This is a genomic window from Acutalibacter sp. (assembly GCF_056800975.1).
Window position 1 is genome coordinate 1 of sequence record NZ_JBQISV010000059.1, and the last position, 13,404, is coordinate 13,404.

At 57.0% G+C, this 13,404-nt stretch carries 8 protein-coding genes and 1 pseudogene; 2 read left to right on the forward strand and 7 right to left on the reverse strand.

Annotated features, from left to right (window positions below; genetic code table 11):
* Both ACTO5E_RS07470 and ACTO5E_RS07475 read left to right on the forward strand, forming a co-directional pair.
* A pseudogene (locus ACTO5E_RS07470) lies at nt 1–308 on the forward strand (MATE family efflux transporter); the annotation flags it as partial.
* Nucleotides 309–602: 294 nt separating this feature from the next.
* The gene (locus ACTO5E_RS07475; RefSeq protein WP_482302787.1) at nt 603–2,393 is read left to right on the forward strand and encodes a flavin reductase; all 1,791 of its coding nucleotides are present in this window, start codon (nt 603–605) and stop codon (nt 2,391–2,393) included.
* Between the two features lie 422 nt (nt 2,394–2,815).
* On the opposite strand, the gene ACTO5E_RS07480 is transcribed toward ACTO5E_RS07475, so the two are convergent.
* From ACTO5E_RS07480 to ACTO5E_RS07510, 7 genes are all read right to left on the reverse strand, one after another.
* On the reverse strand, nt 2,816–3,631 hold the full coding sequence (locus ACTO5E_RS07480) for a TrmH family RNA methyltransferase (protein WP_482302788.1): 816 nt from the start codon (nt 3,629–3,631) through the stop codon (nt 2,816–2,818).
* Nucleotides 3,632–3,766: 135 nt separating this feature from the next.
* Nucleotides 3,767–4,462, reverse strand: coding sequence for a hypothetical protein (locus ACTO5E_RS07485; protein ID WP_482302789.1), 696 nt, complete (start codon nt 4,460–4,462; stop codon nt 3,767–3,769).
* Between the two features lie 59 nt (nt 4,463–4,521).
* Nucleotides 4,522–5,064 (reverse strand): hypothetical protein, encoded by a 543-nt coding sequence (locus ACTO5E_RS07490; RefSeq protein WP_482302790.1) that lies wholly within the window; start codon nt 5,062–5,064, stop codon nt 4,522–4,524.
* Between the two features lie 230 nt (nt 5,065–5,294).
* Nucleotides 5,295–9,227, reverse strand: a complete 3,933-nt coding sequence (locus ACTO5E_RS07495) for an InlB B-repeat-containing protein (protein ID WP_482302791.1) — start codon at nt 9,225–9,227, stop codon at nt 5,295–5,297.
* A 37-nt stretch (nt 9,228–9,264) separates the two neighbouring features.
* A complete protein-coding gene (locus ACTO5E_RS07500; RefSeq protein WP_482302792.1) occupies nt 9,265–9,480 on the reverse strand; it encodes a hypothetical protein in 216 nt (71 codons plus the stop codon).
* Nucleotides 9,481–9,499: 19 nt separating this feature from the next.
* Nucleotides 9,500–10,678 carry a radical SAM protein gene (locus ACTO5E_RS07505; protein WP_482302793.1) on the reverse strand — a complete coding sequence of 393 codons (1,179 nt, stop codon included), beginning with the start codon at nt 10,676–10,678 and terminating at the stop codon, nt 9,500–9,502.
* Nucleotides 10,679–10,702: 24 nt separating this feature from the next.
* Entirely contained in the window at nt 10,703–13,378 is a 2,676-nt protein-coding gene (locus ACTO5E_RS07510; protein WP_482302794.1) for a glycosyltransferase, read from the reverse strand.
* Nucleotides 13,379–13,404 lie beyond the last annotated feature (26 nt).

Sequence of the window (13,404 nt, forward strand, 5' to 3'; positions counted from 1 at the left end):
GCGTGCCCGCCCTGCGGATTATCTGCACCTGCTTTGTGTTTGCGGCTTTGGGCATTGTGTCCTCCACCCTGTTTCAGTCCATGGGCAAGGGCGTTTACAGCCTGATTGTCTCCCTCATGCGCCAGCTGGTGATTCTGGTGCCTGCGGCCTGGCTGCTGGCAACCGCCACCGGCCAGGTGAACTCTGTGTGGTGGGCCTTCCCCATTGCCGAGACTGTCTCTCTGGCAGCCAGCGTGGTGTTCTTCCTGCGGCTGCACCGGCAGGAGATTCAGACCCTGGACAAGCCCCAAGGGGAGCAGGCCGGGTAACCCACCGCTTTCCCCTGGCTCTTCCAAGCCGGTCAACCAAAACCACCGGGGCTCTGCCGTGGCACGGCTGACTGATTGGGTGGTGGCAGTGCTGCTGTGCGTCACCAATGCGCAGAGAGTGTGTTCACGGCCACAACAGCCCGGCCTCTCCCTGCCGATCATTTCCTGTACTTTCTGCGGCCCCAGGGCAAGATTTCGTAAAAAGGGGCTGTTCATTGGTGGGAAAATGTGTTATACTCATGACAAAGAAAAAAGGCCGGATTGTCCGGCTGAGAAATAAAAGGAGCAGCATTTATGGAGATCACCCAGGATATCAAGTATGTTGGCGTCAACGACCACCAGGTAGACCTGTTTGAGGGCCAGTATGTGGTGCCCAACGGCATGGCATACAACTCCTATGTGGTTATGGACGAAAAAATTACGGTGTTTGACACTGTGGACGCCCATTTCCATCACCAGTGGCTGGACAATATTGAGGGCGTGCTGGGGGGCCGCAAGCCCGACTATCTGGTCATTCAGCACATGGAGCCCGACCACTCTGCCAACATTGCCAACTTTATGAGCATGTACCCGGAGGCCACCATTGTTTCCAGTCAAAAGGCCTTTGCCATGATGGAGCAGTTCTTTGGCACCGGCTTTGAGGACCGCCGCATGGTGGTGGGCGAGGGGGACAGCCTCTCCACCGGCAAGCACCATTTCGCTTTTGTGGCCGCGCCCATGGTCCACTGGCCCGAGGTCATTGTCACCTATGACGCCACCGACAAGGCGCTGTTCTCTGCTGATGGCTTTGGCAAGTTCGGCGCGCTGGACGTGGAGGAGGAGTGGGACTGCGAGGCCCGCCGGTACTACATCGGCATTGTGGGCAAGTACGGCGCCCAGGTTCAGGCCCTGCTGAAGAAGGCCGCTGGGCTGGACATTCAGGTGATTTGCCCCACCCACGGCCCTGTGCTCAAGGAGAACCTGGGCCACTATATCCGCCTCTACGACCTGTGGTCCTCTTACACCCCGGAGAGCGAGGGCATTGTGATTGCCTACACCTCTGTCTACGGCAACACCAGAAAGGCGGTGGAGCAGTTTGCCGAGAAGCTGCGCCAGAAGGGCTGTCCCAAGGTTGTGATTCACGACCTGGCCCGCACCGACATGGCCGAGGCTGTGGAGGACGCTTTCCGCTACAACAAGCTGGTGCTGGCCACTACCACCTATAACGCGGAGATCTTCCCCTTTATGCGGGAGTTCATCACCCATCTCACAGAGCGCAACTTCCAGAACCGCATCGTGGGCCTGATCGAAAACGGCAGCTGGGCCCCCATGGCCGCTAAGGTCATGAAAGGTATGCTGGAAAAGTCCAAGAAGCTCACCCTGGCGGAGCCTGTGGTCACCATTCGCTCTGCCCTGAACGCCGAGAGCGGCGAAAAGCTGGAGGCCCTGGCCAACGAGCTCTGCCAGGACTACCTGGCCCGCCAGGACGACACTGCGGACAAGCACGACCTGACCGCCCTGTTCAACATTGGCTACGGCCTGTATGTGGTCACCAGCAATGACGGGAAAAAGGACAACGGCCTGATTGTCAACACAGTCACCCAGGTGACCAACACCCCCAACCGCATTGCCGTGTGCATCAACAAGGAGAACTACTCTCACCATGTCATCAAGCAGACCGGGGTGATGAACATCAACTGTCTGTCCCAGGACGCCCCCTTCTCTCTGTTCCAGAACTTCGGCTTCCAGAGCGGCCGCACCGCGGACAAGTTCGCCGGCCAGGAGATTCTGCGGGCAGACAACGGCGTGGCCTTCCTGCCCCAGTATATCAACTCCTTCCTGTCGCTGAAGGTGGAGCAGTATATGGACCTGGACACCCATGGCATGTTCATCTGCACCGTTACCGAGAGCCGGGTCATGTCCCACACCGAGACCATGACCTACACCTACTACCAGAACCATGTGAAGCCCAAGCCCCAGACCGAGGGCAAGAAGGGCTTTGTGTGCAAGGTGTGCGGCTATGTGTATGAGGGCGACGAGCTGCCCGACGACTTTGTCTGCCCCCTGTGCAAGCACGGCCCGGCGGACTTTGAGCCCATCGCTTAAATGCCGTCTGTCTTGACAAACTTGTCGGGACAGGGTATAATAGAAATATAAAAAGAGAGCCCACCGATAGACGGTTGGCCCGGCAGTTTGATTCCTTTAAAAAAGTAACCGCTGACCTTGCCTGGGAGCGGTTACTTTTTTGCGTTGTTGACGAGTGCAATCAATAAGCTTACCACAATGGCCAAAACCATCATAGTGATTGACAACGTCTCATAAGCGCTCATAAGCTTGCCCTCCGTTCTACAGGATTCCCGCTGGATGTGCCTGCGAGTTTCTATGTTATCAGAGGGTCCAGACCCTCCGGAGAGGGCCAACCGTCCACCGTTTTTGGTGAGCTCCTGTGCAGAGTTTCTACACAAAATAAGAATAGCACATTTTGCTACAAAAAGCAAGAAAAAGGGAAGGCAGAGGGCTTTCTCTTTTTAGGTGGCCCGCTGCCTGGCCGCCTCATACAGCAGCACTGTGGCCGCGCAGGCCACGTTGAAGGAGCTGGCCGAGCTCTCCGCCGCCATGGGGATGGTGCACAGCACGTCGCAGCTGTGCTTATAGGCGTAGCTCAGGCCGTCGGTCTCGTTGCCCAGCAGCAGCATAACCGGCCCTCGCAGGTCCTCCCCATACAGGGGCCGCTCCCGGTGGGCAGTGGCGCCCACGGTCTGAAAGCCCGGGTACTGCTGCCGCAGCTGCTGAATAAAGGCCTCCGCCTCCCGGTTCTCCACCTGCACGGCGGGCACCCGGAAAAAGGACCCCATGGAGGCCGTCACCACCTCCGGGTCGTACAGGTCTACCCCGTGGCCGGTGAGAATCACCCCATCGGCCCCCAGCCCATCGCAGGAGCGCAGAAGCGCGCCCAGGTTGCCCCGGTTCGAGGGCCGGTCGAACAGCACAAGCAGGGGGTTCTCCCGGCAGGGCAGGGCGGCTGTGCCGCCGGGGCGCATGTTTACCACTGCCAGCAGCTCCGAGCCCTCCTCCTTGCCGCTGAGCTCGTCCATCAGGGCCCCGGGCAGGCGGTAGTTCACCTGGGTGGGCACGCTGTTCAGCAGGGCTTTGGCCCAGCCGGACAGGGGCCTGTCGCCAGGGAACAGCAGAGAGGCCAGCTGCCAGCCGTTCTCTACGGCCTGGTTCAGGTTGCGCACGCCCTCTACAAAAAACTGGCCGTAGCGGTGGCGCTTGTTGCGGTTGGACCGGAGCACCTGAAAGCGTTGAAAATCCGCGTCGCGGCTGAAAATATTTTTGGTCATGGCAGCGGCTCCTCTCGTGGTTGCTGCTTTTATTATAGCAGACGCGGGGGGCAAGCGCAAGGCAAAAAAGCAACCGCGCGGCTGATTGGCCGCGCGGTTGCCCGCTTATGTTAGGTTAAAAGCGTTGAGGATAAATCACGGAGTAGCAGCGTTGGCAACAGCAGTGAAGGTGAAAGCGATAGTAGCGCCGTAGGTGTCGCCCTCAGTCCAAGCCACGGCAGGGGCATCCTGAGCTTCACCATCGAAGTTGAAGGTGTAAGCGGGAGATGTACCGTTATCCTTATCAAGCTCAACCTCAGTCAAAGCAGCGCCGGCATCAGTCATAGCAGTAGACAGATCAACATCACAGGTAGGGGAACCAGCTATCGTCAAAGCAGTAGTATCAGCAGCTGTACCTGCTTTAGCCAGGAAATGAATTTTAGCTTCCTTGGGAGTAGGGGTACCAGCGGCAGGAGTGGTCAAAGCACTCACAAGCTTAGCCTCCTCAGGGTTGCCCGGAGCAGCAAAAACTGTGCCGCCAATCTTGATCTTGAAAGCGCTCTTGTTCACGATCTTCTGAAGGGGGCTGACAATCTGGCCATTACCAGCAGTGGTAATGCCGATTTCCTCATTCTTAGCCTCCAGACGATAGGGGTTGACGATGAAGCCAACCACCTCGGGAACCTGAACCTTGATGGTAGCAGCCTGAGTGGAGGAGCCGATCTCGATCTCGTAGCCAGCCTCACCCTCGAGCTCCGTCTGGCCCGGAGTAGCTGCGGCGAAAGCGGTCATGCCCAGGGACAGAGCCATTGCGCCAGCCATAACAGCTGACATGATTTTCTTGAATGTCATGAATGAACACCCTTTCAAAAAATTTTTATTTGCCAGGGGGCTTGCGCCCACCAATAGCCTTACTTAACGTGCAAAGTCATGGTCACCATAATTTGAGAATGAATGGTGGCGTGGTCGTCCTCCACTGTGGTAAAAGCCATGTATACGGTGTGGTCGCCCTTTTCCAGCTTGCGGGTGGTTTTGAACTTTTCCAAGGCCTTGCCGGGAGGCACCAGGCCAGAGAGAAAAATTTCATCCTTCAGGCCGCTGTCCGCATACATGTCAAAGTACATGTCGTAGCTGTTCTCCGCCGCGTTGGCCAGGTAGCCGGTGAAGTTCTCGCCGTCGGAGCTGTAGGCGTCGCCTTCATACTCCAACATCATGCTGCCCTTTTCCAGCTTTTCGGCCATCTTGTCCACAGCGTCCTGCAGGGCGTTTTCATCCCGGGTCACTGTGGTCCCCTCGGCATAGCCCAGCATGGGCACATTGCCGTCTGTCAGGTCCTCGGTTGGGGGAGCCTGGGGCTGCCGGTTGAAGAAGATCACCGCGGCTGCGGCAACCACCACCACCAGCACAATCACCAAGACCCACACCAGAGGATTTTGGGCTTTCTTTTCTGTCATGCAGTCCTCCTTGCGATGCTTCCATTGTTGTTACACCACTATAGTCGGCAAATTTATCCGGAAATTAAGACTTGGGGAGCGAAAATTTTCAAAAGAGCGTTTCGCCGGATACCGACCGTTTTTTTAGGAATTTGTATGGGGATTCTGTATATCTTTTCTAAAATTGTAACCGTATTTTGCTTTTGTAACCTGTTTCGACACGCTCATCATTTCCTATCTGTATCGGCCTATTACGGCGCGGGGTTCGCCATAAGGGTAAACTGGAACACCAGCGCCGCCCCAAAGGCGTCCTCCTCGGTCCAGGGTGTGCTGGGCGCGTCCTGGGCGCTGCCGGCAAAGGTGAACGCCAGACAGGGCCGGTCCCCGCCCCCGGCGGAGAGCACGATGGGGCTAAGCCGGACCTCCTCCAAAGAGAGGGCCGTTTTCTCCGCTCCGGCGTCCAGAGCGGTCTGGCTGTCCGCCACCGCCTGGGCCAGCAGCTGGATAAAGGCGGTTTTCTCCCCGCCGCTGGCCGGGGCCGCGCTGGCAAAGGCCACGGTGTCCGCGCACAGGCCGGTAACGCTGACCCCCACCCGCACAGGCACCTCGGTGCGGTTTTCAATATACTGGGTGGGGCAAATCACCGAGCCGTTCTCCGCCGGCCCGCCTCCAATGCTCTCCGCGTTCACCTCCAACCGGTAGGGGTTGACAATGAACGCCACGCTTTCCGGCACAACCAGCTTCACCGCAGGCACCTGGGTCACGCCCTCCACCCACAGCTCATAGGGGTCGCTGCCGTCCCAGTTGGCCTCGCTGTCTCCGGCGTCGCCCCCGGGCCCTGGGTCAGGGCTGGGCGGGTTGCTGGGCCCTGCCGTGGGCCCGGCTGTAGGAGTAGCCCCGCCGGGGGTAGGCGTAGGTGTTGGAGTGGGAGTAGGAGTAGGCGTAGGCGTTGGGGTAGGTGTGGGTGTCGGCGTGGGGGTAGGCGTTGCCTCAGCCACCGGCGCCCACTTGGCGTAGAAGGTCTTGCTGCCGGTTGTTTTGGCCGCAATACTGGTCACTGCCGTGCCGGAGAAGTCAGAGGCCGCATACCAGCCCTCGAAGGTATAGTTCTCTCTTGTGGGGGTAGGCAGGCTGGTGGCTGTACTGGTAGAGTAGCGGTAGCCGGGAAAGACTTTTGCCAGACTGCCGCCGTTCAGGTGCAGATCAACCGAATACCCCCATTGGGCGTATATGGTCGAGTTGCTGGTGTATTCCCTGTCCAGCGTGACCGGGGTGGTCATAGAAGAGGACGAGGTATACCAGCCAAGAAATTCCAGCCCCGCAGGGCTGTCCGGCGCAGTTGGCGTGGGCAGGCTCTCAAGCTTTCTATTGCCCAGGGTCTGCACGACAACCGAACCAACCGGATTGCCGCTGGCGTCGGGCAGAGTGCCGCCGTTGGCGTTCAGCGTAACGTTTTTGACCACGCCTTCGGTGGCAACCTCCAGCGCCGCGCTGACCGGCGAGGCGTTGTATTTCTTGCTTACAGCCGGATACCGCGCAACAATGCAGTAGGTCGTACCCGGGTCCAGCTGGGTAAAGGAACAGGACGCGCTATAGGCAGTCTTCCAGGCCGCGCTGTCCGCATCCCAGGTATCCTCCTCCGACTTGGGGTAACAGGCATATTGGGCTTTTGTGCCGCTGTCACTATTGGGCACTGTGTTGATCGTGATACCAGCGGTCGTAGCCGTCCCATTTTGCACCGGTGTGGGAGGCGCGCTCTGGTCCGCGCATATTACCTGGAAAGTAACCGGCACGGTTTCCTTCGCATCCTCGCCGCCTGTCTTGTAGGTCACGGTAATGTCGGCAGTGTATTTCCCTTCGGTAAGACCTTCCTTGGGCGTAAGGGTATATTGCGTGTTGGCTTCGCCCAAAGAAACCGTGCTACCGTTCTTCTTGCTAAGTTCAAAGTTCAGACTGCCGGAAGCCAGACCGCGGATTTCCACATCGCAGTTCCCTGTGGCCTTGATTGTGATGGTCCTTGTCAGGTCTGCAGCGTTATAGCCATAAGCTGCCGTCCCGAATTCAGGGGGCGTAACCTCAATGCCATACACCGCTTCGGTTGCCGAGGCCTCCAACGCGACCACTGCCACCTCACTGGAAAACCGCTGCTTCTCATTGCTGCCAGAGGTACGAACCTCCACTGTGGCCGGATATTGCAGGGTGGGCCACAGCTCGCTGACCGGCAGACTGTGGTTCTCATCCAGCATATCCGGGGTAACCGACTTCCAGGTGGTGATGGTACTCCCCTGCTGTCTGCACTGGTAATCATCCGCAGCCGGAAAAATCAGCCTGCCATTATTCACTCCGGCGTGCTGCTGGTCTACCTTGCCCATTTGAGGAGCCGCCGGCCTGGCTGGAATTGCCAGCTCCTGGGCTACGCTGTCCCCGGTAGGGGGACTAGTGGTAGTAGTAGTGCTTCCTTTCTTTACAATCGAGACCGTCGTTCCAATATAGTCGCCTAAGGCCTTTGTAGTGGTGCTAAAGGCCGTGCCGCCGTTTATGGAATGTTTCCCTGAAGCAAAGCCTGTCAAGGTCTCCTTCTCATAGTCAATGGTGGCTGCGGGAGTCGGCTCCAAGGCCTTAATATATTGGAAGACCACATTTCCCGCCTCAAGCTGCAGGCCGAAGCTGGTCCCCAGATTCTCTGTCGCATTAGGCTCAAAGGTGAATTTTTTCCTGTCGTCCTCTGTTATGGTGTAGCCTGCGCCAGGCTTTGCCACTGTCACTTTGGTGTTGTAGCCGGTGGGAGAGAAGCTGGCGGCGCTGGTAGCACGAATATCCGCGCCTTCCGTCAGGGCTCCGGTGACAGTCAGATTTTTAGCTGTTCCGCTCAAAAAGACAGTTTCAATCACAGGTCTGCCAGAAACTTGGAACGCAGCCCCGTTCATATATACGCCTGCGCCGTTGCCTGCGGCCTCGTTTCCGCTGATTGCTCCCGCAGTCATGTGGAAAGCAGTGCTTGTGCCAGTGACATACACCCCGCCGCCATCCTTCGCGCTGTTGCCAGTGAGAGTGCCGCCGGATAAGGTGACCGTACCGCCCGCCATATGGATGCCGCCGCCGGTTTTTGCGCTTGTATTGCCGCTGATTTCGCCGCCGCTTATGGTGACCGCTGCAGTGGCGCCAGTACTATACACCCCACCGCCGCCAGATGTGGTGGTCGTACCCGTTGCCTGATTGCCGGAGATTATTCCGCTGCCCGCAAGGGTCAGCTGACCCTTGTTGTAGATACCCCCGCCGGCCCCTGTGGCGCTATTGTCACTGATGCTTCCCCCAGAGAGCCTCATGACGCCTGCGGTATCGTTCAGCGCTCCGCCTCCGGTGGTAGTGCCAGCGTTGCCGGAGATTGTTCCCCCGCTCATCTCAAAGGTGCCTGCGTTCTTTACGCCGCCGCTGCCAGTGGTACCGGTGTTTCCTGTGATTTCACCGCCGGTCATCTCAAAGGTACCGCCTGCAGCATTATTGACTATCCCGCCTGAAGTACCTGAGTTCCCGATGATGCTCCCGCCGGACATGGTAAAGGCGCCTTTGTTATTGTAGACTGCCCCGCCGTTCGTAGATCCCTTACATCCAGCAATCATGCCGCCGCTCATGTGGAATGTGCCTGTGCTTGTATTGGTAACAGCAGTGGTAGTGGTAGAAGAACAGCCCGTCAGCGCACCGCTATGCAGGTTGAAGGTACCCGCATTGTTGACGATGGCCTTTGTAGAAGAAATGCGCCCCGCCGCAATATCAATTACCGTGCCGTCTGGCTGACTGGGCACAGCAGTTGTTTGACCGGAACAATCGCAGATGTTCAACTCAGCGCCAGCCCCCACTGTAATTAACGTAGTGCTGGCTCCACTATACGCCAGCGCATGGCCGTTCAGGCACAGGTTGACAACCACGCCCTCGCCGGAAATCTTGAAGATTTCCTTTGTGGTGATATCTTCCTCCAGATACAGGTCTGTGTTCGCGCTGATATTCCTGGTAGTAGCAGTGGTCTTGGCCTGAAGCGCCTCCGCGCCATCATGCCCGCTGTGCCCCGGCCCAACGCCTCCCGCCGCCCGGGCAGGCAGAGCCAGCTGGCCCGCCGTCAGACATAAGGTAAGCACCGCAGCAGCCACTTTGCGCCAGAGCGGCACGGAGCCTGTTTTGTTTGTCATATGAAAAGCGCCTCCTTTAAGAAACGGAGAAATTTTCTCACACTACAGGTTTGACGTGTAGATTGGCTTTCGCCAAAGGTGAAAAATAAGCACACTGTCGGCAATTCAAATTGCAGTGTTCTGTAACATGCACCTCAAATTGAAGCTGGCTTAATGGGGTCAAATTTCTAATGGCGTTCTCAAACTTACCTGCTTCTCTAGAAATGCGTCCGTCAATATAGCGCTTTACGTTCCCCTCCATGCTCATATCCATAGGTTTCTCCTCAAATTATTTAATCCAACCCAGAAACTGGTACAATGTCGCCAAACCCCATGCCAGACAGAAGGGGATATACCTCTCCTTTCATTACAGGAGACACCAACGCAACAAGGCATATGCTGGATTCACTAATATCTTGAATATCATCCGTACAAATAACCGGTACGTCCAAAAGTGTCCGGCCTTCCTCTACCTTTCGGGTTGTGAGCACGCTTTTAATGGCAATTCCCTCTTTTTGAAGGCGATAGACTGTCTGAGTTCCCCAGGAGCCTGCGCCAAAAACATACACCTCTAATTCTCTTGATTTCAGATAATCAATATCTTCCTTCTTGAATTCAAAGGCCAACCATTCATATCTGTCCTTCCGCGAGACGCCCCAATCGCAAGAAATACATTTTCCTACATTCACTACATCGCAATATTCGCAAAAGGGAACGGGATTTGCCAATTTCTCCAGCAATTCTGCACCATCCTTCACAGCGTATATATCCACGCCATCCAAATCCGAAATGGGCAGATCCAAATTAAAGTGTTTCTTTAGATGTATTACATTTGCCACCGTGCAGCAGGTATACATTTTCCCAGATTTCAGTGCAATACAGTCGCTGTTCGCGCTTACACAGTTAAAAAAGTTTCTCCGCGCATTGTCGTTGCCAGGCATCTGTTTTGTCCGGATCGGATACAACTTCATCATTTTGCTGCGCCCAAATGCCTCCGGAGTATACGCCACACCCTTCTCCTTTTCAACCTTGTTGCCCCACCCATGATAGTCAAAGTGGATGGGATATTCAGAAACACTGATTTCCGCATGGCACTCCCTACATGTCTCCCAAAAATCCTCTGACATTGATGGAAGCAAAACCCCATTCGTAACAACCCGAATTCTTCCTACTGGAAAAGCCGCTCTTGTAATACGTATAATTTCGTTAATCTCCGGATGAAGCAGCGGTTCACCGCCCAGCAGCTGAATGACAGACATTTTGCCTCCAAACAGTTCTGACAGACGCTGACAATCTCTTTTATATTCACATAAATCAAGATAACTCTCCTCTGCCAAAGGAGAAAAATGTGAGCACTGCTTGCAATTCAGGTTACAATGTTCAGTGACATGAACCTCAAACCGCAATTGTTTTTGAGGGACAAAATTGCTGATACCTCTTTCGATCAGGATAAGCAGTTCTTCATTCGTCATGATTAGCCTCCTAAAAATGCCATACTATATGTTATCATTGGATGCGATGTTCCTGTAGAGCACCCACCCACTGAACAGCCCATCCTGAAAGCCGCCGTCGTAGGGCAGGTCATGGTGGACCTCCAGCCGGCAGTCCAGTTCGTCCGCCATTTTCTGGAAGAACCCGTCGTCAAACCACTGTTCCCAATCGTCTACGGCCACGGCTCCGGCCTTGCTGTTGTTTTTGTCCACCACCAGCACCCGGCCGCCTTTTTTGGTGACACGCACCAGCTCCCGCAGGCCGTTCTCTGTGGAAATGGCGTGTTCCAGCGCCTCGGTGGTATAGGTCAGGTCAAAACTCTCGTCCGGGTAGGGGATGCAGGTCAGGGTGCCCTGCCGCTTCTCCACCCCCTGGGGAATGCTCTTCAGCGCGGCGGCGGAAATATCAGAGCAGCTGAACCGCACTCCCTGCTCCGCCGTGTCCTCCAGAAGCCCCCGCAGATAGCGGCCCTTGCCGCAGCCGATGTCGCACACCGCCGCGCCGGGCCCGGCCGCCCTCACCTGCTCCAGCACACAGAGATACCTTCCGTCCGTCTTGTCTGTGGTGTTGACAAACTCGTCTGTCTGCCCCTCAAACTCCACCAGGCATTTCCACGACAGGGCGTCCAGAAAATATTTCACTGCCCAGCTGATCTCCCGGTCGGTGAAATAGCTGGGGTACTCCTTCACGTCCAGGGCGCTGGCCTCCTCCTGTCGGGCATAGCCCCCATACCAGCCGCCGGTGGGGTTTTGCAGCGAGCAGGCGTACCGGAATGCCCGGTTGCCCTTTTCCCGCTCTCCCAGCTTATACCACACCAGGGCAAACTGGAACAGCCCTGTAGAACACACCCAGTTGACGTTCTGATAGGCCGGCACACTGCCGTCCTCCCGCTGTAGGGCGCTGACCTTCTCCATGGCCCTGCGGGCCAGTTCGGTCTCCCCAATGTCGCACAGAGCCTCCATCACATAGGCATAAAAATGGGACAGCATTCCAAAATTCACGATCTCGTCCATGCGGTTTTCCAGGTAATATTTCTTCACCCGGTCCGCCGCCTGACGGTATGACGCCTCGCCCAACACCTCCGCTGCGGTGTACAAGGGCTCAAGACAATAGAGATGGATCAGCTCCGAGCACTCCTGACTGTTCCAGAGGCTCTCGTCCGGGGTGGTCAGCCGGCCGTCTGGCTGAATGTTGCTGATGATCCACTCGCAGCCCCGGCGAATATGTTCGTCCACCTCTGGCAGAAGCTCCCGCACCGCCAGCAGGCCCTTGAGAATCTGGGCGCTGTCGAACACATAGGGGAAACGCCCGGAGGTGTCGCACCAGGCCCCGTCCTCCCGCTGAATGCCGCACAGCCATCTGGCGTAGGACTTTGCCCGCTCCCGCCAGCCCCACCGCAGCAAGGTTGGGATATAGTATCCGGTGACCTCCGGATAGGGCTGGGGAAAGCCTGTGTCGTTAATGATGCCCTTGCCGGGGACCGTGTTCTTGTCTATCCAGTCCTCCGCCCGGCGGAAGATGCCCGCATAGTCCAGACTCTCCTTCAGGGAGCCCTTGGTCAGCCGGCCGGTCATCTCAATAAACAGCTTATAGTCCTTCACTCCGGCCTCTTCCAGCTGGTTGGCCAGCTCCACCGCAATGCGGGCCGACACGGAAATCACCACCTGATAGGCTCCGGCGTTCTCCACCAGATAGGAAAAGGACTGCACCGGCACGCCCTCAATCACCCTGCCCACATGGTCCGGGTTGTTGTCAATAAAGCAGTGAACCTTCTCCCTGCCGAAATATTCCAGCGCCTTGCGGCCATACACGCCTGCGCCGAACAGAATGATCTGCCTGGCATCCTCCATCTCTGTCCCATCCTCTCGTTTTTTCTGCATCCAGTCCAGGGAGGGGGGCAGAATCCCCCCGGGGAAGAATTTTTCCCGCATCCCCCACATCTCCTCCGGGTTCTGCACCCACATGGCATAGAACAGGGTGCTTCGCTGGTCCTCGCTGGCTCCGTCCAGCAAAAAGTCCAGCTCCCGCTGCCGCAGCCGGTACAACTGCGCCTGAATCTGCCCGCTGCGGGTCATGGTCAGGCTGTCCGGGTGGTAGCGGTACTGATATTTGCACGCCGGCAGGTGCAGCAGCGGAAACCGGTGACTCAGCCGCAGCCAGTAGTCATAATCCTCCACCAGCACCAGGTCCGGGTCGTATTCCCCAGTGGCCAGAGCCGCCTCCCGCCGGTAGAGAAAGCAGGCGCCTACGCAATTATCCACCCGCACATCGCTGCCGCCGGCAACCCCTCCGGTGGGCTCCCCCGCCTGGTCAATATACTCCATGCCGCAGTACACCAGCCCGTATTCCGGGCAGCTGTCCAAGGCCTCTGTCATGGCCTCGATCGCGTCGGGCATATACCGGTTATCATCTGAGGTCCAGGTGAAATAGTCTCCCCTGGCCTGACGAAAGCCGATGTTCAACGACTCCGGCAGACGCTGGTTCACCTTATTGCGGACAATCCGCACCCGGCTGTCCCGCCGGGCAAACTCCTCCATAATGGCCGGACTTCCGTCGGTAGAACAGTCGTCCACCATAATAAGCTCCCAGTTCTCATAGGTCTGCGCTAGAACGCTCTCAATGGCCTGACGCAGGTACGCTTCCCCGTTATAGACGGGAAGGACGATGCTTACTTTTTTCATATAGTCTCCTCCAGGCTATCCACAAA

What these genes read in the sequence shown, in the direction of transcription:
- ACTO5E_RS07490 (WP_482302790.1), bottom strand. Translation starts at nt 5,064, where the DNA reads ATGACAGAAAAGAAAGCCCAAAATCCTCTGGTGTGGGTCTTGGTGATT.
- ACTO5E_RS07500 (WP_482302792.1), bottom strand. Translation starts at nt 9,480, where the DNA reads ATGGATATGAGCATGGAGGGGAACGTAAAGCGCTATATTGACGGACGC.
- ACTO5E_RS07480 (WP_482302788.1), bottom strand. Translation starts at nt 3,631, where the DNA reads ATGACCAAAAATATTTTCAGCCGCGACGCGGATTTTCAACGCTTTCAG.
- ACTO5E_RS07475 (WP_482302787.1), top strand. Translation starts at nt 603, where the DNA reads ATGGAGATCACCCAGGATATCAAGTATGTTGGCGTCAACGACCACCAG.
- ACTO5E_RS07495 (WP_482302791.1), bottom strand. Translation starts at nt 9,227, where the DNA reads ATGACAAACAAAACAGGCTCCGTGCCGCTCTGGCGCAAAGTGGCTGCT.
- ACTO5E_RS07510 (WP_482302794.1), bottom strand. Translation starts at nt 13,378, where the DNA reads ATGAAAAAAGTAAGCATCGTCCTTCCCGTCTATAACGGGGAAGCGTAC.
- ACTO5E_RS07485 (WP_482302789.1), bottom strand. Translation starts at nt 4,462, where the DNA reads ATGACATTCAAGAAAATCATGTCAGCTGTTATGGCTGGCGCAATGGCT.
- ACTO5E_RS07505 (WP_482302793.1), bottom strand. Translation starts at nt 10,678, where the DNA reads ATGACGAATGAAGAACTGCTTATCCTGATCGAAAGAGGTATCAGCAAT.